Origin of the sequence: Corynebacterium sp. c25Ua_47, from assembly GCF_039907205.1 — a bacterium.
In the GTDB taxonomy this organism is placed as follows: Bacteria; Actinomycetota; Actinomycetes; order Mycobacteriales; family Mycobacteriaceae; genus Corynebacterium; species Corynebacterium hiratae.
Genome location: NZ_JASBOH010000016.1, coordinates 17,071 through 36,346 on the forward strand (window position 1 = coordinate 17,071; position 19,276 = coordinate 36,346).

Here is a 19,276-nt window from a genome sequence, read left to right on the forward strand (position 1 = left end):
TGGGGCGTCGTCAAGCGCCGCCCCAGGGTGGTAAAGAAGTAATTTCCGGAATTTGAGGTTGTGTGGAGTGGACCGTTTCCTGCCTAGGCTCGGGGTCATCCTCTCAGCCGCTCTGCTTACCGCCTGCCAGGCCAACCCCGGTCCGCCGCCGGTGGTAGATGAGAACGATCGCAGTACCACGCCAACGAATTCCAGCACCACGGCCCCGCCACCTGAGGCAGCACCCGAAGAGGACCTTCTGCCGGAGCGCAGCACCGTGGCGATTGGGGTGGACCCGCTGCGCGGTGGGCTCAACCCACACCTAGTGGCGAACAACTCCGAGCTGGTCAACCAGATTGCGGAGCTGGTCCTTCCTTCAGCTTTCCACGGCTCTGAGATGGATACGGATGTCCTGGAATCCGCAGAGGAGATCGAAGCCCCCGGCAGCATTGCCATGCGGGTGCGCTATACCATCGCCGGGCCGGCGCAATGGTCGGATGGCACGCCGATCAGCGGCTCCGATTTTAACTACCTGTGGTCACAGATAACGCGCACGCCGGGCGCGAAGGACGTGGCTGGCTACCGGGCAATTACAGCCGTGCGGACCTCCGGGAATGGGCGCGTGGTCACCGTTGACTTTGGCCACCGCGTGGAGGATTGGCACAAGCTCTTTGCCAACCTCGTGCCCTCTCACCTTCTGGAAGACCGTGATTTCGCCTCGGCCCTGGCGGACGGGATCCCTGCCTCGGCCGGGCGCTACCTCGTCGCCGGAATGGACCGCGGCCGAGGAATCATTACCCTCAACCGCAATGATCGGTTCTGGGGAGAAGATCCCGCGAATATCGACGTCATTCAGCTGCGCGCTGTGCGCGATACCGCGCAGGCGGTGAACATGTTGCGCTCGCACCAGATCGGTTTTGCTGATATCACCCCGCAGCAGACCACCCTGGAGAATTTGAGCCTGCTCAGCAACGTCAATACCGGTGTGGTGACCCGGCAACGCCAGCTGCGGCTGAACATGTCGGCCGTCGAGGGAGCGCTCGATGAACAGGCGCAACGCCGTGCGTTAGCCTCGCTTCTCGACACCGACCAACTAGCCCGCCTGGCCACCGGCCGCGCCTCGGAGCTCAAGGCTGGGAACAATCCCTTCGATAGCCACGCGGAGCTCGCCCCGTTGCGCGAGCGTGCGGGCCGCAAGCCGGTGCGGATTGCCGTGGATCCCCAGTACCCCACCGCCTTGGCGGCGGCCACTACCATCGTGGACGTGCTCCAAGCCAAGGCCATCGACGCGGAGGTCGTCACCGAACGCCTGACCACGATTACCTCCGACCTGCTCCCGGCGGGCAAGGTGGATGCTGTGGTGGCGTGGGATGAGAACGGCGAGGACGCACTCAGCTTGGCCAACTATTTCGTGTGCGCGACACCCACGCGCCCGGCGGCAACGTTGTCTGGGTACTGCCCGGAAAACTCCGCCGACACTGCCCTGGGCATTCTCTCTGGCGAGGTGGATTCCGCGACCGCGCAGGAGCACGTAGAGCATCTCAACAGGGAGGAAGCGCTCTTCGTCCCGCTGCTCAACGAGGTGCGTATCCATGCTTTGGGCAAGGGTATTGTTGGCCCCGGACAAAGCATTGAGGACTGGGACTCCGGCCTCATCAGCGCACCGCAGTGGAGGAAAGATGATGACTAAGGATCTCACCGGCTACCGTGTCGTGGCCGTTCATGCCCACCCAGATGACGAGGTGCTTTTTACCGGCGGAACGTTGGCGGACCTGTCCGCCCGCGGTGCGCAGGTCACGGTGATTACCGCGACGCTGGGTGAGGAAGGCGAGATCATCGGCGAGCCCTACCAGGGCCTCGCGGAGACCGACCAGCTGGGAGGGTTCCGCGCCTGGGAGCTTAAGCACGCGCTCGACGCTTTAGGTGTCGACGGCATCCAGCTGGGCGGCTTCGGGCACTTCCGGGATTCCGGCATGGAAGGCTCGCCCGCTCACGAGAATCCGCGGGCCCTGGTCAACCGCGTGGAGGAGGCCGCCGACCTGTTGCGGGGCCACCTTGCCGCGCTGCGTCCACATGCAGTGCTGACCTATGGCCCGGACGGCGGCTACGGCCACCCCGACCACATCGCTGTGCACAAGGCCGTGCACGCGGCTGCCGCGCCTGAGCAGCGCATCTGGTGGGCCGTCTTTGAGCGCGCCGCCCACTACCGCGGACTCGATGCTGTTACCCCTCCGGAGGGCTGGAGCCTGCCCGATAAGGAGTACCTGGATAACTTCACCAATGATGGCTGCGACGTGACCTACGAACTCACTGACGCGGCTCTCAGCGCCAAGCGCGCAGCGATGCTGGTCCACGCCACGCAGATCTGGCTTGCCGACGGCTCCCTCACCACCGTCAACCCTCACGCCGCCCAGGCGGGTTTGAAGGATCCCGCGGAGGTTCCCGCTGCCTATGCCTTGTCCAACCTGCTCACCATGCCGCTGCTGCGCCACGAGTTCTACCAGCTGGGCCAAGGTGAGCCGCAGGATTCATTGCTGGGGGAGAAATGAGCGAGCGCGCAATCCGCACCGACTTCTCCCGCGGCGAGCAAGTAGGGGGCCTAGTGTGGCTCGTCTTAGGCGCACTCTGCTCGCTGACCTTAGAGGTGGTCTATCTCACCGCCCGCGTGCCATGGTTCGACGGGGCCAGCGTGGCCTTTCCGATCACCATCCTCATCGCCTTCTGGTTCAATGGGGTGCTGACCCGCACAGCGCGGCTGTGGAGTGAGAATCCCTACATCGCGGGCTTGCCCGGTTTAGCTTGGGTGGCGGGTTTCCTCGCGTTCATGCTGGGTGCCGCCATCGGGGACGGTAGCTTGCTGGCCAATAATATTCTCAGCCTGCTGCTGTTCGCCGCGGGAATCGCGGGTAGCGTTTGGCCATTTTTCGCCTCGGAGTAGCATACTGTTAGTCGTAGAAAACCCGTGACACACAGGAGTTTAAACACCTTATGACTTACACCATCGCGCAGCCTTGCGTCGACGTGATGGACCGCGGCTGCGTTGAAGAGTGCCCGGTCGACTGCATCTACGAGGGCAAGCGCATGCTCTACATCCACCCGGACGAGTGCGTGGACTGCGGCGCCTGTGAGCCGGCTTGCCCGGTGGAGGCCATCTTCTACGAGGATGATGTCCCGGATGAGTGGCTGGACTACAACGATGCTAACGCCGCCTTCTTTGATGATCTCGGCTCCCCGGGCGGCGCAGCTGCGCTCGGCCCGCAGGACTTTGATGTCCCGATGATCGCTGCACTCCCGCCTCAGAACCAGGAGTAATAGATGAGCCGCACGCCGCTTGGACACACACTCCCGGATTTTCCGTGGAACTCGCTTGCTGACGCCAAGAAGAAAGCACAGGCGCACCCGAACGGGATCGTTGACCTATCGGTGGGCAATCCCGTCGATCCGGTGGCCCCTGGCGTGCAGTTAGCGCTGTCCGCAGCGGCCGAAGCTCCCGGTTACCCGCAGACACAGGGCACCCCGGAGCTGCGCGAGGCCATTGCGAAGGCGCTGCAGCGCCGCTACAACATGAACGTGGACGCGGTGCTGCCGGTCATCGGCACTAAGGAAGCTATCGCCTGGCTGCCTACCTTGCTGGGCATGCGCGGCGAGACCGTGGCTTTCCCGACGGTGGCTTATCCCACCTATGAAGTCGGTGCACTTCTGGCCGGTGCCAAGCCTCTGCGCGCCGATGAGGATTTCCAGGATGCGTCGCTCGTGTTCATCAACTCGCCGTCGAATCCGACGGGCCGGGTGTTGGGCGTCGAGAAGCTGCGTGAGATCGTTGCCTGGGCGCGCGCGAACAACGCCATCGTGGCCTCGGACGAGTGCTACATGGGCCTGGGCTGGGATGATGAGAACCCGCCGGTGTCCATCCTGGATCCGCGCGTGACCGATGGCGACAACACCGGGCTCATTGCGATGCATTCGCTGTCCAAGAGCGCGAACATGGCTTCTTACCGTGCCGGTTTCTTCGCGGGCGATGCCCAGCTCATCGCGGAGCTGCTGGAGCTGCGCAAGCACGCAGGGCTCATCGTTCCAGGCCCCATCCAGGCGGCCATGGTCGCCGCGCTTGACGACGACCCCTCCGAAGCCCTCCAGCGCCAACGCTACGCCGCGCGCCGTGTGGATCTCATGCGGGCACTGACCGGCGCGGGCTTTCGGATCGAGCACTCCGAGGCTGGGCTCTACCTGTGGGCAACGCGCGGTGAGAACTGCCGGGCGACCGTCGACTGGCTGGCCGAGCGCGGCATCCTCGTTGCACCGGGTGACTTCTATGGCCCAGCGGGCGAGCAATTCGTGCGCATTGGCCTCAACGGCACTGATGAGCGCATCGCCGCAGCCGTGGCCCGCTTGGCTGCGTAAATGGCCTTTCGCCCACCAGCGCGGGAGGGGATTAGCCCGCGTAAGGTGATGCTCACGGGCATCGTGCCCGCCACTCCTACCTATTGGGCAGGTGAGGCGGGCGATTCCGCGTTTTCGCCCGGTACTCGCTTAGAGCCCGGCACTGTGCTTCCCGGCCCAACGCTGGCCTGGTATCACCCTTCGGTGCCTTCCGAAGAGCCTATTCCGTTTGATTACCGCGTGGTGTTTGAGGACGGGGACCTGATAGTCGCGGACAAGCCGCACTTTCTGCCCACGACGTCGAACGGGCGCATCGTGCGCGAGACCCTCCAAACCCGCCTGCGCGTGGACTACGGGGAGGACTCTATTGTGCCGCTGCACCGGCTGGACCGGTTGACGTCGGGGTTGGTGCTGTGCTCGCGTAATCCGCGCACGCGCGCTGCGTACCAGCAGCTTTTTCAGGAGCGTGCGGTGGTGAAGCGCTACCGTGCTCGGGTGGCCGCGCCCTTCTCCTTCGACGGCACGGTGCGGCTGGGCATGCGGCGAGTGCGGGGTGAGCGCCAGGTCCGCGTGGATCCTATCGGCACGCCTACGGTGACTCGGGTGCGCGCTCGGGGAGCGGTGGCCGATGTCTGGCCACTGACCGGCCATACCCACCAGATTCGCGTGGTGCTTAACCACCTGGGGCATCCGATTGTGGGGGACGATACTTATCCGGTGGATCGCGGGTTGTCCCTCTACGATTTTTCCACGCCCCTGCGGCTTACTCACGTAGCTTTGAGCTTTAAGGATCCGCTTTCTGGTGAGAAGCGTGAGTTTCAGCTGTGAGATTCGGCGCTCTTGCGGCGCGCGTTTTAGTTTGCGCTGAATGAGGGACTAAACTCAAACGAAGTTTTATTCATCATAATTGAGCATTTTGTACGAAGGGCGTGTCCATGGCGGATCTGAGCTTTGCTCGCTTTGCCTCGAATCTTGGCCAGTTCATTAAGTTCGGTTTGGTCGGTGGTTCGGGCACGTTGGTCAACATTGCGACTTCGATTGTGGCTGCAAAGTGCGGTTTGGCGTGGTTTGGTGCCACGCCGCATGACGCGATGTTCAACCTGTTCGGCACGCAGTTCCACGTGCGTTGGTTCATGCTCTTTTCCACGATTGCCTTCTTGGTGGCGAATACCTGGAACTACCAGCTCAACCGCATGTGGACGTTTAAGTCCGTGAACAAGGTGTCTTGGTTGCGTGGGTTCTTCCCATTCCTCATCACGGGTATCGGCGCCTACCTGGTTACCCTCGCGGTGCAGTACTTGCTGATGAATCCGACCTCGCCGTTGCAGCTGCCGCCGCATATTTTCGACGACTCTACCGGCTTCCGCACGATGTACTACTGGGCCAACGCCATTTCCATCGTGGTGGCGATGCCGATTAACTTCATCTTCAATAAGCTGTGGACCTTCCGCTCGACGCCAAAGACGCCGGTCGTGGTTCACGAGACCGAACCGGCTTAATACCAGCCCTTTGCCCCGCCTCGCCCCGCCTCGCCCCGCACCCTTCGCGCTCACCAGCGTAAGGCTGCGGGGCCTTTGTGTCGCGGCGGTGAGCGGGAAGGGAGGCGTCGGCACGCACCGCTTCCTTCGCGCTCACTGGAGACACGGCGTGGAACCGCTCCATCGTGCTGGTGAGCGCTTAGGGACGAAAATCGGAAACCCGCCCTTTGCGCTCACCGGCATCTAATAGATTCGCTAGTTCCCGTTTACAGTGAGCGGGAAGGGGCGGCGGCAGCGGTTTAGCGGGGCAGGGCAAGGCTGCATTCTTTGCGGGGGCCGGCAGTATCGGCTTGAACTACCCTTGGCGCTCACCGGCGCCTGTAAAAAGCAAGACCCGCCGTCCGCGGTGAGCGCGAAGGGCGGGATGGATGGGGATTGGCCGGGCAGTGCGGTCTAGTCGTCGAGCTCGGAGTCGAGGCGGGCCTGGTCGCGTTGATGCTGGCGGCGGCGAAGGAATGGCGTGAAGATGATGGCGGCGGTCACGCCAGCCCCAGCGCCAAGCAAGTAGGAGGTGGAGTCCGGTGCGTAAGCGTTGTGGGCAATTCCAACGAACATCACAATGAGCGGGATGAGGTAGACGGTCATCGCAGGCCAAATGCGGCCAACAGGCGGGGTGGCGACGCGCTTGCGCAGCCACGCCGTGCCGAAGAGATTGCCGATGATAGACGGTGCGATGGCGAGGAAGCACAGCATGCTCATCTGACCAGGAAGGACCCAGGCGAGGATGGCTGCGGCGACGAGCTCGAGGAAGCGGGTCGGGGTAGCGCTGATGGTGTTGGCCTTGTAGAAAGTCTCGCGCTCGAATTCGTCGCGAGAGGCTCGGTCGATCTCGCGGAGCGTGTAGTTGGCCAGGGCGTTAATCATGTTGTTCATCTCCAAAGACTTCTTCGATGGTTTTTCCTAGTTCGCGACAGATGTCTAGCGCTAGGTAGACGGAGGGGGAGTAGTTGCCGCGTTCGATATTGGCGATTGTCTGGCGGGAAACGCCGGCCCGTTCAGCAAGGTCGGCTTGAGACATCTCGAGCCAGCGCCGCCATTTGCGAACCATGTTCTGATGCTCGGCCATCTGGCCTCCTTTACGGTGTGTAACTCTTACATGCCTAAGTGTAAAGAAAACTTGTCACGATGGCAATGTTTGCATGCATAAGTGCCAAGTCCAATAAGGCTGGGTCGCCGCAGAAGGGAGCTTGGGATTTCGTCCTTTGAGCAGCTCAAGAGTCGCTTTGATAAGCAAGAAGGCGTCGTTGAGGTGGTAGCGGATATCGTCGGCAGTAAAGCGCAAAACCGTATACCCATGGGCTACGGCCGCGTTCTGCTTCGAGCGGTCCGCTTGAAACGCCCGATCATTTTTGTGGTACTCCCAGCCGTCGACCTCGATGATGAGCTTGCCAATCTTCAGGTCAAAGCGGTACCCCGCAATGAGCGCGTTGTGCTCAGGAAAGATCCCGTCCGCGCTAAGCCTTCGGCTGAGCTGGCGCTCCGGTACGCTATCGGCCCCAATCGGCGTGCGTCGGATAGTCTCTTTCAAGCGCCGGGGAACCCGACGCATCCTTCGCCGGTCATCTTCGAGGCGGGCTGGTCCTGTTTTGCCGCGGTAGTGCGCTTCCAGCAGCTGCCCGCACGCCGCGGCTATACGACGGGCTGCCCACAGCACCTGAACAACAGGCAGGCCATTTACCTTGGCAGTAGCCGACAGGCGTGAATGAGTCACGCGAAAATTTTTGCCCTTAAGCGTGCGCGGGCCCTCGGCTTCCAGCGGAAACGTCAGCTTCCTCCCCAGGTGAATCTCCTGTGCGGTCTTGCCCGTGAAATGTATTCGACTGAGCCCGTGTGCCAGAGCCCGCGCCACGGCAAGCGGCGACCACTCGTCGCTATAAATCCCGCGGTGCACGCGAAAGAGCGTCCCCGCGCGAAGCTTCCGCCTGATTGCCTCCTTGCTCAAGCCCTGCTCGCGAAGCTCCGCGGTCGTCCATGCCTTCATGAAGCTCAAGGTATGCAGTGCTTCACGACGCGTCGAGGGTCAATTCCCCGCCTGTGGATAACTTGGCCCTGCGGCGTCGATTTTGCGCTAAAAAGCTGTCGCGTCCGCAATTTTTGCACCTCTTGCCCGCCCCGAAACTCCCTTCGCGCCCACGGGCAGCCTTGAAAAAGCGACACCCCGGTCGCCGGTGAGCGCGAAGGGTGGTCAGTGATAGGCGTGGCGGGAAAGCGGCCCCGTTTGGTTCCGCCTTCCCCTTTGCGCTCACGGAGCACGTGCCTGGCGCTCTTCAGCTCATCGATGGTGAGCGCGAAGGGAGTGATTGAGTGGGTAAGCTCCTGCGCCTGACCCTTGGCGGCCACCAAGAGCGGACAAACTGTACAACGCTGGTCGGCCGGTGAGCGCGAAAGGTGGGGCGGCGATGGAAACGAGGGGGTTGGGCGGCGATGGAAACGAGGGAGTGGGGCGGCGAGATGGCGAGGGGCGGCTAGCGGGCCTCGAGCTCCTCGGCCGTCGGTAGGGGCAGGCGCGAGGTCGGGGCAATGCCGCGGGCCTTCGCGTTGATGACACCTGCAACTGCGAGTACCGCGAACATGGCGGCGGCGGAGAAGAGTTGGATGCGGGCGGAGGCGTCGGTAAGCATGAGCACCGCAATGGCCGCAAAGAGCGCCAGCGCGAACCACGTGAGGTAGGGGTAGGCCCACATGCGTACCGGCAGCGGGTGGATGGCCTCGAGCTGCGGGCGCAGGCGCAACTGGCTCACTGCGATGAAGACCCACACGATGAGCAGCGAGGCGCCAGCGGCGTTGAGCATGAAGGACAGCAGCCACCCGTTATCTGCATAGTTGAGAACAACCATCACCGCGGAAAGAATGACAGACAGCGCGATGGCCGCCGTCGGGACGCCGCGACGGTCGGTGGCGGCGAAGAGCTTGGGGGCTTCACCGCGGCTAGCCAGCGAGTGCATCATGCGGGAGGAAGCGTAGATCTGCGCGTTAAAAGCAGAGAGCAGTGCGAGAACGATGACCACTTCCATGATGGCAGCAGCACCTGGAATTCCCGCGCGGTCCAAGACCATGGTGAACGGCGACTCGGCAGCAGACTTCGCGGAACCGAGCGAGGAATAGGGCAAGAGGAAGGTGATGACGAGAACGGAGCCCAGGTAGAACACCGAAATGCGCGTAATGGTGGTGCGCACTGCGTTGACGAGGGACTTTTCGGGGTCCTCGGATTCTGCCGCGGCGATGGCGACAACCTCGATGCCGCCGAACGCGAAGGCCACGGCAAGCAAGCCGGCGGCCACGCCGCCGAGGCCGTTGGGCATGAAGCCGTCTTCGAGGAAGACAGACGTGGCGATGAAGGTGTGGCCGGGGAGAAGGCCGAAGATGAGCAGCGCGCCGATAACGAGGAAAGCAATAATGACGGCGACCTTGATGAAGGCGAACCAGTACTCAAACTCACCAAACAAGCGCACTCGCAGCAGGTTGATGGTGCCGAAGAGAGCCACGCAGATGGCTGCGGGGATCCAGGGCGGGCAGTTAAACCACGCGCCGATGAATCCGGCCGCGCCGGTGATTTCCGCGCCCAGAACCGCGACGGTGGCAAGCCAATAAATCCAGCCCTGCGTAAAGCCTGCCCAGCGGCCGATACCGTGCTCCGCATATTCGGAGAAGGAGCCGGATGCGGGGATGACCGTGCCCATCTCACCGAGCATCTGCATGACCAGGATGGCAAGGAATCCAGCGATGAGGTAAGCCAAGAGGACCGCGGGGCCGGCAGCAGAAATGCCAACACCGGTGCCTAGGAAAAGGCCGGCGCCGATAGTGGAGCCCAGCCCCATCATGGTCAGGTGGCGGACCTTCAAGCCGCTGCCGAGTGAGCGAGGAGAGGAATCGTTTTGAGCAGTCACCTTTAGCATTGTAGGCAGCCGCTCGCGGTAAGTGGGCATAAAGGGCCCGGGATCAAGAAAAGCCCCCGCAAGAACGGGGGCCTCAAGCAACAGCGTTTAGTTCTTGTGCAGGTCCTCGTTGAGGGCCACAGCCTCAGACTTCCACTCCACGGCCTCGACGGCGCCGGTGACGGAGTTGCGGCGCAGCAGTACGCCGGAAACGCCAGAGAGCTTGGATCCCTTGATGGTGTCGCCCTCAGACAGGCCCAGAGCCTCCGCGATCTTGCCGAAGACCGCAATCTTGGTACCGGCGGTGACGTAGAGGCCGGCTTCGACGACGGCGTCGTCGCCAAGCGAAATGCCCACGCCGGAGTTCGCGCCGAGCAGGCAGCGCTCACCGATGGAGATGACCTCCTTGCCGCCGCCGGACAGGGTGCCCATGATGGAGGCGCCGCCGCCGATATCGGAGCCATCGCCCACGACAACACCCGCGGAGATACGGCCCTCGACCATGGAGGCGCCCAGGGTGCCGGCGTTGAAGTTGACGAAGCCCTCGTGCATCACGGTTGTGCCCTCAGCGAGGTGGGCGCCCAGGCGAACGCGGTCGGCATCGCCAATGCGCACGCCGGACGGGACAACGTAGTCCACCATGCGCGGGAACTTATCGACGGAGTAGACCACGACCGGGCCGCGGGAAGCGAGGCGGCCGCGGACCATCTGGAAATCGGCAACCGCGCAGGGGCCGTAGTTGGTCCACACTACGTTGGCCAGCTTGCCGAAGATACCGTCTACGTTCAGGCCGTGAGGCTTGACTGCGCGGTGGGAGAGCAGGTGCAGGCGCAGGTAAGCGTCGTAGGTGTCGGCGGGAGCCTCGTCCAGATCCTTGATGGACGTCTCCACCGCGATGCGGGCGACGCCGCGCTCCTCGTCGGGGCCAACGAGGTCAGCGAACTGCTGCGGAACCTCCTCCAGGCGCTCGGTGCCGCTGGCTTCTACAGAGATATCGGTGTGAACTGCGGGGAACCAGACGTCCAGGACGGTGCCGTCGTGGGTAATGGTTGCCAGGCCGCGTGCGGATGCTGAAGTCATAGGGTCACACCCTAGCAGCTACGCGTTCGACGCGCGCCTTTTGTTACCCGGGAGTAGGTGGAAGATCACAACCAGGGAAACGGTCAGGATGAGGACGGCGAGGACTTGGTTGCGGGCGGAGGCGTCGAAAAGCATGAGAATCGTAAGACCCACCAGTGCCAGGGCGGTCAGCCACGGCAGCCACGGGAAGCCCGGCACGCGCAGCGTCGTGAGCTCGCCATTGGCCTTCATCTGAGGGTGCAGCTTGATGTAGGAGGCCACGATGAAACACCAGATGACCAGCAGGCAGCCGCCCACTGCGTTGAAGAGGAAGGCCAGAAGCCCCGGCGGGTTCCAGTACTGCAGCACCACCGATGCGAAGGCAAAGATGATGGAGAGCACGACCGCATAAATGGGGGAGCCGGAGGTGTTGGTCTTTAAGAAGACGTGGTGCGCGCTGTGGTCCTTGGCCATGTCGTAGACCAAGCGGGAGGTGGCGTAAATCTGCGCATTGAAGGCAGACAGCAGCGCCAAGGCGATGATGGCTTCCATGAATCCCGCGGCGAAGGGGATTTTCGCGGCGGCGAGGACCAGGGTGAAGGGCGAGTCCGCGGCCACATCGGCGTCCTGGATGGAGCTGAAAGGCAAGGCCATGGTGATGACCAGGATGGAGCCGATGTAGAAGACCATGATGCGCACGATGATGGCGCGCACGGCAGTAGCCACGTTGTGTGCCGGGTCTTCGGACTCGGCTGCGGCGATGGTGACCAGCTCAATGCCACCGAAAGCGAAAGCCACGGCGAGCAAGCCGGCAGCAAAGCCGGGGCCGCCGTTGGGCAGGAAGTTCTCCGTGAAGTTATGTCCCGCCATGGACAGGTCCATACCCGGCAGGATACCCAGTGCCATGAGCACACCGACGCCCAGGAAGGCCACGATCGTGGCCACCTTGATGATGGCGAACCAGAACTCGAATTCGCCGAAGCCACCCACGGCGGCAAAGTTAACGATGGCGAAGAAGACCACGGCCACCAATGCCGGAATCCAAGGGTCCACCCCGAACCAGTTGGAGACAATCGCCGCGGCACCGGTAATCTCCGCGCCCATCACCATGACCAGCATGAACCAGTAAATCCAGCCCAACGTAAACCTGGCCCATGGCCCGAAGGCCTGGCCCGCATAGGTAGAGAAAGCGCCCAGCGAAGGGCGCGCGGCGGCCATCTCGCCGAGCATCCACATCACCAAAGCGATGAGCGCGCCGGCGACCGCATAGGAAATAAGGACGGAGGTGCCGGATACCTGGATGCCTAGGCCGACGCCCAGGAAGAGGCCTGCGCCCACCGCGGAGCCGAGACCCATCATGGTGAGGTGGCGGGTTTTGAGTTGAGTGGCCGCAGCCATAGGGAAATCACCTTCAACGCTGTTGATTGTTTGCAACGGGAAGTACTTTACGCAATGCACTAAGCAACCGGGGGCGCTAGCATGGCGGGTTGTGACTTTAAATCTCTTCTCCGATCCCATCGAGCTGACCAAGGCGCTGGTGGATATCCCTAGCCCTTCGCACCACGAGCAAGCGATCGCTGATGCCGTCGAGGAAGCCCTGCGCGGTCTGGACCAGAGCACAGTAGAGGTGGAACGCTACGGCAACACTGTCTGCGCCCGGACGAATCGGGGCTTCGAAAGCCGCGTGGTCCTCGCCGGCCACATCGATACCGTGCCCTTGGCCGATAACGTCCCCCACACCATGTCGGAGGACGGCGCCACCATGTATGGCTGCGGCACCGTGGACATGAAGTCCGGCATGGCGGTCTACCTCAACGCCTTTGCACAGCTGTACGACTCCGATGAGCTCAAGCACGATCTCACGGTCATCGCCTATGAGGGCGAGGAGGTCGCCACCGAATTCAACGGCCTGGGCCACCTGCAAAAGGACCACCCGGAGTGGCTGCAGGGAGACCTAGCGCTGCTGGGCGAGCCCTCCGGCGCCATGATCGAGGCCGGCTGCCAAGGCACCATTCGAGTGCGCGTCACCGCCCACGGCACCCGCGCGCACTCGGCCCGCGCCTGGCTGGGCTCCAACGCGGCACACACCTTGGCGCCGGTGATGCTCAACGTGGCCAACTACCAGCCGCGCGACGTGGAGATTGACGGCTGCACCTACAAGGAAGGCCTCAACATCGTTCACCTCGAATCCGGCGTGGCCACCAACACCATCCCGGATGAGGCCTGGATGTTCGTCAACTTCCGCTTCGCTCCCGACCGCCATTCCGAAGAGGCGCTGGCGCACCTGTTGGAGGTCCTCGGCGAGCACGAGAACATTACCGTGGACGTCGATGACATCGCGGGTGCGGCCTTGCCCGGTTTGGGCCAGCCAGCGGCACGCGCGCTTGTCGACGCCGTCGGCGGCAACGTCCGCGCCAAATACGGTTGGACCGACGTGGCCCGTTTCTCCGAGATGGGAACCCCAGCCGTTAATTTCGGCCCCGGCGATCCGGGCTTTGCTCACAAGAAGGACGAGCAGGTGCCCATCGCCCAGATCACCGACGTCTCCACCGCACTCTTGAATTACCTGAAGGGATAAAACCACCATGACTCCTGAGCAACTGCGCACCTTGCGCGGACCTCTTCTCGTGCGCACCGCCGGAGAGCAGTCCTCCACCTTTGATCAGCGCCTGCTGCAGTCTGGTGCGGATCACGAGTGGCAGCACGCCGATCCCTGGCGCGTCCTGCGCATCCAGGGCGAGTTCGTGGACGGCTTCGACGCCCTGGCCAAGCTGCCCAAGGCCGTGACCGTCTTCGGCTCTGCCCGCACCCCAGAGGATGATCCGAATTACCAGCTGGGCGTTGCCTTGGGCCGCCGCCTAGTAGAGGCAAAGTATGCCGTTATCACCGGCGGCGGCCCCGGCATCATGGAGGCGGCCAACCGCGGCGCGCATGAGGCCGGCGGGCTGTCTGTGGGCCTCGGCATCGAGCTGCCGCATGAGCAGGGCCTGAACCCATACGTCGATCTGGGCCTGAACTTCCGCTACTTCTTCGCGCGCAAGACCATGTTCCTCAAGTACTCCCAGGCCTTCATCTGCCTGCCGGGTGGCATGGGCACCATGGATGAGTTCTTCGAGGTCATGTGCATGGTCCAAACCGGCAAGGTGACTAACTATCCCATCGTGCTCATGGGCACCGACTACTGGGCCGGCTTGGTGGAGTGGATGAAGACGACCCTGGCTGAGGGCGGGTTCATTAACCCCGAAGACCTTGATCTCTTCCTCATCACGGATGATATCGATGAAGCCGTCGCCCACATCCTGGCCTCGCACAAGGTCATGTCGGACAAGCGCCTGCGGGAGCAGGAGAGCAAGTGACCTTTGCCCCCAACCTCGCGCGGGTCATGGCGATCGTGAACCGCACGCCCGACTCCTTCTACGACAAAGGCGCTACCTTCGAGCTCGACCCCGCCATCCAGCGCGCTGAGCAGGCGCTTGACGACGGCGCCTCCATCATCGACATCGGCGGAGTCAAGGCTGGCCCGGGTGAGCACGTGGATGCGGCCGAGGAAATCGAGCGCGTCGTGCCGACTATCGCGGAGCTGCATCGGCGCCGCCCGGACGCGCTGATTTCCGTGGACACGTGGCGCGCCGAGGTAGCAGAAGCAGCTATCGCCGCTGGTGCCAGCTTGGTCAACGACACGTGGGCCGGCTGGGATCCAGAGCTCATCGAGGTGGCCGGCGATAAGAAGGTGGGCTACGTGTGCTCGCACACCGGCGGCGTGACCCCGCGCACCCGCCCGCATCGTGTGCATTTCGACGACGTGGTCGCTGACGTCATCGCCGAGACTACGCGACTGGCGGAGCGCGCCGCCGACCTCGGCTGCCCGGAGGAGCTGACGTTCATCGACCCCACGCACGACTTTGGCAAAAACACCTTCCACGGTCTGGAACTGTTGCGGCGCATCGATGAGATCGTGGCAACGGGCTGGCCGGTGCTCATGGCGTTATCGAATAAGGACTTTGTGGGCGAGACCCTCGACCGAGCCGTCGACCAGCGCGTCGCGGGCACCCTGGCAGCGACGGCGTGGTCGGCAGCGCGCGGCGTGGCGGCGTTTCGGGTGCATGAGGTGGGCCCGACGCTCGATGTCATCCGCATGACCGCTGCCATTCAGGGACAAATGGCGCCGCTCGCGACGACGCGGGGGCTGGCCTAAGGCATGTTTCCGAGCATTTCTGTGGTCATCCCTGCGCTGAATGAGGAGCGCACCGTCGCGCACGTCGTGCGCGCCTGCCTGGCGGATGAGCCTTTAGAGGTCATCGTCATCGACGCCGATTCCACCGATGAGACCGCCGCCCGGGCCGCCGCGGCGGGTGCCCGGGTGTGCAACTGGCGCGAGGTGCTGGACGAGGAACCGCGTCCGGGAAAAGGCGAGTCCCTGTGGCGCGGGGTGGCCGCGGCCCGTGGTGAGGTGGTCGTGTTCATCGACGCGGATTTAGAGTCTGCGCGGCCCGGCATGGTCACAGCACTGACCGAGCCCTTCGTGGATCCCCACGTGCAGCTGGTCAAGGCGCGCTACGCGCGCAGCCTGAACGGCCAGCCCACCGGTGGCGGGCGAGTTACGGAGCTGAGCGCCAAGCCGCTGCTGCGCATGTTCTTCCCCGAGCTCGCGCACATCGATCAGCCTCTGGGCGGGGAGTACGCGATTCGCCGCGAGACAGCCCTGGGTCTGCCTTTTGTGGCGGGCTACGGGGTGGAGGCGGGGTTGCTGATAGACGTCGCCAAGCGCTATGGCCCCCACGCCATCGCCGAGGTGGACCTGGGCACCCGCGCCCACCGCAACCGGCCGCTTGAGGAGCTGGCCCCGATGGCCGATGTTGTCGCGCGCACCATCCTCTCCCGCGCGGGCGTGGTTGGCCCCGTTGCCCAACGTCCGCCGCTGCTGGGTAAGATTTAGCGCATGATGTCCTGGATTCTTCTCATCGTCGTCCTTATCGCCCTCGTCATTATTGGCACATGGGCGTGGGGAACCATCGTGGGTCGGGGGACCGTGATGGAGGCTCCCGATACGGCCGTGGATACCAACGAGGAGAATCTGCGCGCTCTTGAAGAGGGGCGCTTCGACGACCTGCGTTTCGACGTCGTGACACGCGGCTACCGCCAGGACCAAGTGGACGCCCTGCTGGCCGCCGTGGAGCGCCGCTTGGGCGCTGAGCCGGTGGCTTCTGACGGTTCTGCAGATGATTCTGCGGAACCTTCCGCTGCGGGTGTGGCAACGAGCCTGCCGCTGTCGACCGAAAAAGAGCTAGACTAGAAGGACGTTCTAAAAATAGTCGAAGGAGACTCAATATGGCAGCGATGAAGCCCCGTACCACTGGTGGAGAGATGGAAGCGGTAGAGGAGTCCCGCAAGATCGTGATGCGCATTCCTTCTGACGGGGGTGGGCGCATTGTCATTGAGCTCAGTAAAGAAGAAGCAGCGGAGCTGGGTTCACTCCTCGTAGCAGTTTCTAGCTAGTCTAGGAGCATGCTTTCACATATCGTCGATATTCTGGCCGATCCCGCCGATGGCAGCGCCCTGCAGGGCGCGGATGATTTTTCTCGCCTCGTGTCGGAGACCGGCCATTCTTATGACGTGGCCAAGCAGGGCTACGTCACGCTGGCGGCCGGCGCGGGCCTGAAACATCAGGGCGACGATGCCGCGATGGTTACCGCCCGCGAGACCTACCTGGCCATGGGGCACTTCGCGCCCTTCGTGGAGGCAGTGACTGGCGCGGTCCAGGATTCTTTGGAAACCCAGGATGCGGCTGAGCACGTAGCAGGCCTCGATGAGGACACCGCCCCCGTGCTCCTTGAGGTGGGCGCGGGCACGGGTTACTACCTTGCCCACACGCTCGATTCGATTGAGGGCGCTCGTGGCGTGGGCCTGGATATCTCTACGCATGCGGCCAAGCACCTGGCCAAGTCGCACGAGCGCGTCGGTGCCGTGGTCGCGGATGTGTGGGAGCGTCTGCCCCTCAAGGATGATTCGATTCACGCCATCTCGGTCGTTTTTGCCCCGCGCAACCCGGCGGAATTCCAGCGCGTTCTCGCTCCCGGTGGGGAGGTCGTTGTGCTGACTCCGCAGGCTGGCCACCTCGATGAGCTGCGGGAGCCTTTGGGCATCCTCGGCGTCGAGGAAGGAAAGGTGGAGCGTCTTTACGCGCAGGCGGAAGGTTTCCTTGAACAGGCGGCCGATCCGGTCGATATTTCCTTCCCCATTGTCCTCGACAAGGCCTCCATCGCCGCGCAGGTGGGAATGAGCCCCTCGGCGCGCCACATCAGCCCGGAAGAGCTGGCTGAGCGTATGGCCTCTCTGCCGCAAACCCTGACCGTGACGGCGCATGCCCGTCTGGACCGCCTGCGCTCTGCTTAATAGGCGGCTTTAATCTCGGGCCGCGTGCTGATTGCATTTCTGGCCTAAACGCTTCATAGCTGCAGCTGTGGCCCATCCTCAGCATTTCATGGCTACATCCCCGGTCCATCCTCAGCATTTCATGGCTACATCCCCGGTCCGGCCTTGACGCCGCGCGGCTACCAAAACTTCCCTTCGCGCTCACCGGCAGTGCACGCGACGGTTGTCTGAAGCCCACGGTGAGCGCGAAGGGCGGAGTGAGGCCCGGCCTGGCTGAGTGACGCGCGTCAGCTGCGTGGTCCCGCTGGCGCTCGAGGGCATCCTCGCTAATCTCCCTTCGCGCTCACCGGCCGCGCCCGCGGTGGTTGTTTGATGTCTATGGTGAGCGCGAAGGGCGGGGTGTGATCTGACCTGGCTTAGGGAAGCAGGGAAGCTGTGTAGCCTCGCTGGCGCTGAAGAGGAACTGCATCAGTCTCCCTTCGCGCTCACCGGCCGCGCCCGCGGTGGTTGTTTGATGTCCACGGTGAGCGCGAAGGGTAGGGGAGCGCATTAAGAGGAGGACCGGTCATCCCGGTCCTCCTCTTATAGTTCAACACACGCGCGATGCGATTAAGAGCGCTTGGTGCCCTTTCGGCTCCACGACTGCTCAATGACAGCCTCGCCCTCCGTGCTGACCTCGATGGCAGAGCACCCGCCCTCGAAGTAGACGCGAGAGCTCATGGCCACCAAGCCGCCATCCACAAACACCTCAACGCTAGCGCCGTCCTGGATGACGGTGAGCGTGTCCGAATCGCCCTCAGCCAGCTGGGTCACCGCAGGAGCAGAGTCCTTGAAGTAGTGATCAAAGGCCTTCGACATGGAGCGATCCAGGCTGATCTCGGAGCCGGTGTGGCGGATGACCGCGGCGGCATCACCGTTACCGTCCTTCAGCGTGACGGTCACGGCGGAGCCTTCCGGAACCTCCAAAACACCAGTCCAGGATTGGGCATAATCGGAGAGCTTCACCGCATCCGGCAGACCCTCCGCCGGGGTCTGGTACAGCACACCGCCCTGCAGCGTGACCGCACGGGGCAGCGACAGGCTATTGGCCCAGCCCTCCGCCTCCCAGGATGGGTGCTTGGTGGCGTCGTCACCGCGACCGTTGCCGTTGAGCAGACCGAGGATGACCGCACGGTCGTAGCGGCGCTCTTGCGGAATCGTTCCGGTCGTGGTGTTGGTGTTGCGCGGGCGGGAGAAATCGTGGCCAAAGTCCACGCGCTGGAAACCCTTCGCCACGGTGAACACCGTGCCATCAAGGCGGCCCACGATATAGCCGGAAACATCGCGGCCCTCGCGCTCTAAGGTCACGAAGAGCACATCGTAGATTTCCCTATCGACCTCGTCGCGCAGGCGCACCAAGCGCGGCGAGACCACCGGCGGGATGGGGGAGGTAGCCGGAACCTCGCCCTCCTCAAAACCGGGGTCGCCGTCGAAGCTCAACGGCCCGAGGAGCGTCCAGGATTCGCCATCGGGGCTATCCAGGATCACCGGCACCGGCGCGTCCGAGTGCCCGGTCAGCGCAAGCATGAGCCAGCCATCGTGGCCTTCCTCGCGGTCCTCCTTAGCCCAATCTGGGACCACAGAGGGAGAGCGGAAGCGGTCGTGATTGGTGCTGGCACCGACAGCTTCGCCGAAGCGGACGACATCCGGGTCGAGCGCCGTAGGGTCATCGGAGACGACGCACTCATCGGCGTAGTCGGTGTAGCGCGCTAGGCGCACGCTCGTACCCACCGAGGTCACCGAGGTGAAATATAGGTTGAGGGCCTCCTTGCCCTCCGCGACGGAGCCAGCACGCAGCGACAGCTCTCCGCCCACGGGGGCGAGGACATCGTCGCAGTCGAGCCACTCAAAAGCTGTTTCTTCCGACGTGGAATGGCCCCAGCGTGCGGGCTGGTCAGCCGCGGGCCGGTACTGGTGGAACAGGTGCCACGTGTTACCGTCGCGGACGATTCCCGCGGGGGCTTCGAGGATCCCGGTGTCGGGAACGAAATGTAGTTCTGGGCGATGAGGCGGTTCGTTAAGAGTCACGGCAGT

General features: G+C 63.4%; 21 protein-coding genes. 14 read left to right on the forward strand and 7 right to left on the reverse strand.

What is annotated here, in order from left to right:
- Window positions 1-67 precede the first annotated feature (67 nt).
- The 7 genes from QKE52_RS12085 (at window position 68) to QKE52_RS12115 (ending at window position 5,858) form a co-directional block, all read left to right on the forward strand.
- Window positions 68-1,669: an ABC transporter family substrate-binding protein gene (locus QKE52_RS12085; RefSeq protein ID WP_347948894.1), complete on the forward strand. Its 1,602-nt coding sequence runs from the start codon at window positions 68-70 to the stop codon at window positions 1,667-1,669.
- Window positions 1,659-2,528 (forward strand): PIG-L family deacetylase, encoded by an 870-nt coding sequence (locus tag QKE52_RS12090; protein ID WP_347948895.1) that lies wholly within the window; start codon window positions 1,659-1,661, stop codon window positions 2,526-2,528. The genes QKE52_RS12085 and QKE52_RS12090 overlap by 11 nt, the downstream gene beginning before the upstream one ends.
- Window positions 2,525-2,917 (forward strand): hypothetical protein, encoded by a 393-nt coding sequence (locus tag QKE52_RS12095; protein WP_049154368.1) that lies wholly within the window; start codon window positions 2,525-2,527, stop codon window positions 2,915-2,917. The genes QKE52_RS12090 and QKE52_RS12095 overlap by 4 nt, the downstream gene beginning before the upstream one ends.
- A 50-nt stretch (window positions 2,918-2,967) precedes the next feature.
- Window positions 2,968-3,291 carry a ferredoxin gene (gene fdxA, locus QKE52_RS12100; protein WP_005327491.1) on the forward strand — a complete coding sequence of 108 codons (324 nt, stop codon included), beginning with the start codon at window positions 2,968-2,970 and terminating at the stop codon, window positions 3,289-3,291.
- Window positions 3,292-3,294: 3 nt separating this feature from the next.
- Window positions 3,295-4,380: a succinyldiaminopimelate transaminase gene (dapC, locus tag QKE52_RS12105; RefSeq protein WP_347948896.1), complete on the forward strand. Its 1,086-nt coding sequence runs from the start codon at window positions 3,295-3,297 to the stop codon at window positions 4,378-4,380.
- Window positions 4,381-5,187: a pseudouridine synthase gene (locus QKE52_RS12110; RefSeq protein ID WP_046648281.1), complete on the forward strand. Its 807-nt coding sequence runs from the start codon at window positions 4,381-4,383 to the stop codon at window positions 5,185-5,187.
- 107 nt (window positions 5,188-5,294) lie between these two features.
- A complete protein-coding gene (locus QKE52_RS12115) occupies window positions 5,295-5,858 on the forward strand; it encodes a GtrA family protein (protein WP_046648283.1) in 564 nt (187 codons plus the stop codon).
- Between the two features lie 432 nt (window positions 5,859-6,290).
- Here the strand turns inward: QKE52_RS12115 and QKE52_RS12120 are convergent, their stop codons facing one another.
- The 6 genes from QKE52_RS12120 to QKE52_RS12145 all read right to left on the reverse strand — a co-directional run bounded on the left by QKE52_RS12120 (window position 6,291) and on the right by QKE52_RS12145 (window position 12,229).
- Window positions 6,291-6,770 (reverse strand): SoxR reducing system RseC family protein, encoded by a 480-nt coding sequence (locus tag QKE52_RS12120; protein ID WP_232745310.1) that lies wholly within the window; start codon window positions 6,768-6,770, stop codon window positions 6,291-6,293.
- Window positions 6,754-6,963: a helix-turn-helix transcriptional regulator gene (locus tag QKE52_RS12125; protein ID WP_046648286.1), complete on the reverse strand. Its 210-nt coding sequence runs from the start codon at window positions 6,961-6,963 to the stop codon at window positions 6,754-6,756. The genes QKE52_RS12120 and QKE52_RS12125 overlap by 17 nt, the downstream gene beginning before the upstream one ends.
- Window positions 6,964-7,017: 54 nt before the next feature.
- Window positions 7,018-7,878, reverse strand: a complete 861-nt coding sequence (locus tag QKE52_RS12130) for a DUF559 domain-containing protein (RefSeq protein WP_049154375.1) — start codon at window positions 7,876-7,878, stop codon at window positions 7,018-7,020.
- 484 nt (window positions 7,879-8,362) lie between these two features.
- Window positions 8,363-9,793 (reverse strand): amino acid permease, encoded by a 1,431-nt coding sequence (locus QKE52_RS12135; RefSeq protein ID WP_347948897.1) that lies wholly within the window; start codon window positions 9,791-9,793, stop codon window positions 8,363-8,365.
- A gap of 87 nt (window positions 9,794-9,880) precedes the next feature.
- Window positions 9,881-10,852, reverse strand: a complete 972-nt coding sequence (dapD, locus tag QKE52_RS12140; RefSeq protein WP_010187251.1) for a 2,3,4,5-tetrahydropyridine-2,6-dicarboxylate N-succinyltransferase — start codon at window positions 10,850-10,852, stop codon at window positions 9,881-9,883.
- A gap of 18 nt (window positions 10,853-10,870) precedes the next feature.
- Window positions 10,871-12,229, reverse strand: a complete 1,359-nt coding sequence (locus QKE52_RS12145) for an amino acid permease (RefSeq protein WP_347948898.1) — start codon at window positions 12,227-12,229, stop codon at window positions 10,871-10,873.
- Between the two features lie 91 nt (window positions 12,230-12,320).
- Between QKE52_RS12145 and dapE the strand changes: the two genes are divergently transcribed.
- From dapE to QKE52_RS12180, 7 genes are read left to right on the forward strand one after another with little or no spacing between them, the layout of a single operon-like run.
- On the forward strand, window positions 12,321-13,409 hold the full coding sequence (gene dapE, locus QKE52_RS12150) for a succinyl-diaminopimelate desuccinylase (protein ID WP_347948899.1): 1,089 nt from the start codon (window positions 12,321-12,323) through the stop codon (window positions 13,407-13,409).
- Between the two features lie 7 nt (window positions 13,410-13,416).
- Entirely contained in the window at window positions 13,417-14,187 is a 771-nt protein-coding gene (locus tag QKE52_RS12155) for a TIGR00730 family Rossman fold protein (protein WP_144013745.1), read from the forward strand.
- Between the two features lie 26 nt (window positions 14,188-14,213).
- Entirely contained in the window at window positions 14,214-15,026 is an 813-nt protein-coding gene (gene folP / locus QKE52_RS12160; RefSeq protein ID WP_175972976.1) for a dihydropteroate synthase, read from the forward strand.
- Between the two features lie 3 nt (window positions 15,027-15,029).
- Complete coding sequence (locus tag QKE52_RS12165; RefSeq protein WP_158397602.1) at window positions 15,030-15,767, forward strand: glucosyl-3-phosphoglycerate synthase; 738 nt, start codon at window positions 15,030-15,032, stop codon at window positions 15,765-15,767.
- Between the two features lie 3 nt (window positions 15,768-15,770).
- A complete protein-coding gene (locus QKE52_RS12170) occupies window positions 15,771-16,124 on the forward strand; it encodes a DivIVA domain-containing protein (RefSeq protein WP_347948900.1) in 354 nt (117 codons plus the stop codon).
- Between the two features lie 35 nt (window positions 16,125-16,159).
- On the forward strand, window positions 16,160-16,327 hold the full coding sequence (locus QKE52_RS12175) for a DUF3117 domain-containing protein (RefSeq protein WP_010187237.1): 168 nt from the start codon (window positions 16,160-16,162) through the stop codon (window positions 16,325-16,327).
- A gap of 9 nt (window positions 16,328-16,336) precedes the next feature.
- Window positions 16,337-17,224 carry a methyltransferase domain-containing protein gene (locus QKE52_RS12180; protein WP_347948901.1) on the forward strand — a complete coding sequence of 296 codons (888 nt, stop codon included), beginning with the start codon at window positions 16,337-16,339 and terminating at the stop codon, window positions 17,222-17,224.
- A 588-nt stretch (window positions 17,225-17,812) separates the two neighbouring features.
- Here the strand turns inward: QKE52_RS12180 and QKE52_RS12185 are convergent.
- A complete protein-coding gene (locus QKE52_RS12185; RefSeq protein ID WP_046648298.1) occupies window positions 17,813-19,270 on the reverse strand; it encodes a GH32 C-terminal domain-containing protein in 1,458 nt (485 codons plus the stop codon).
- Window positions 19,271-19,276: the final 6 nt, after the last annotated feature.

Bases quoted from the DNA above. Each gene is read 5' to 3' on its own strand.
- QKE52_RS12120 (WP_232745310.1), bottom strand. From the start codon at position 6,770: ATGAACAACATGATTAACGCCCTGGCCAACTACACGCTCCGCGAGATC.
- QKE52_RS12130 (WP_049154375.1), bottom strand. From the start codon at position 7,878: ATGAAGGCATGGACGACCGCGGAGCTTCGCGAGCAGGGCTTGAGCAAG.
- QKE52_RS12175 (WP_010187237.1), top strand. From the start codon at position 16,160: ATGGCAGCGATGAAGCCCCGTACCACTGGTGGAGAGATGGAAGCGGTA.
- QKE52_RS12165 (WP_158397602.1), top strand. From the start codon at position 15,030: ATGTTTCCGAGCATTTCTGTGGTCATCCCTGCGCTGAATGAGGAGCGC.
- QKE52_RS12095 (WP_049154368.1), top strand. From the start codon at position 2,525: ATGAGCGAGCGCGCAATCCGCACCGACTTCTCCCGCGGCGAGCAAGTA.
- QKE52_RS12180 (WP_347948901.1), top strand. From the start codon at position 16,337: ATGCTTTCACATATCGTCGATATTCTGGCCGATCCCGCCGATGGCAGC.
- QKE52_RS12090 (WP_347948895.1), top strand. From the start codon at position 1,659: ATGATGACTAAGGATCTCACCGGCTACCGTGTCGTGGCCGTTCATGCC.
- folP (WP_175972976.1), top strand. From the start codon at position 14,214: ATGGCGATCGTGAACCGCACGCCCGACTCCTTCTACGACAAAGGCGCT.
- QKE52_RS12125 (WP_046648286.1), bottom strand. From the start codon at position 6,963: ATGGCCGAGCATCAGAACATGGTTCGCAAATGGCGGCGCTGGCTCGAG.
- QKE52_RS12155 (WP_144013745.1), top strand. From the start codon at position 13,417: ATGACTCCTGAGCAACTGCGCACCTTGCGCGGACCTCTTCTCGTGCGC.
- fdxA (WP_005327491.1), top strand. From the start codon at position 2,968: ATGACTTACACCATCGCGCAGCCTTGCGTCGACGTGATGGACCGCGGC.
- QKE52_RS12115 (WP_046648283.1), top strand. From the start codon at position 5,295: ATGGCGGATCTGAGCTTTGCTCGCTTTGCCTCGAATCTTGGCCAGTTC.
- QKE52_RS12170 (WP_347948900.1), top strand. From the start codon at position 15,771: ATGATGTCCTGGATTCTTCTCATCGTCGTCCTTATCGCCCTCGTCATT.
- QKE52_RS12145 (WP_347948898.1), bottom strand. From the start codon at position 12,229: ATGGCTGCGGCCACTCAACTCAAAACCCGCCACCTCACCATGATGGGT.
- QKE52_RS12110 (WP_046648281.1), top strand. From the start codon at position 4,381: ATGGCCTTTCGCCCACCAGCGCGGGAGGGGATTAGCCCGCGTAAGGTG.
- QKE52_RS12135 (WP_347948897.1), bottom strand. From the start codon at position 9,793: ATGCTAAAGGTGACTGCTCAAAACGATTCCTCTCCTCGCTCACTCGGC.
- dapD (WP_010187251.1), bottom strand. From the start codon at position 10,852: ATGACTTCAGCATCCGCACGCGGCCTGGCAACCATTACCCACGACGGC.
- dapC (WP_347948896.1), top strand. From the start codon at position 3,295: ATGAGCCGCACGCCGCTTGGACACACACTCCCGGATTTTCCGTGGAAC.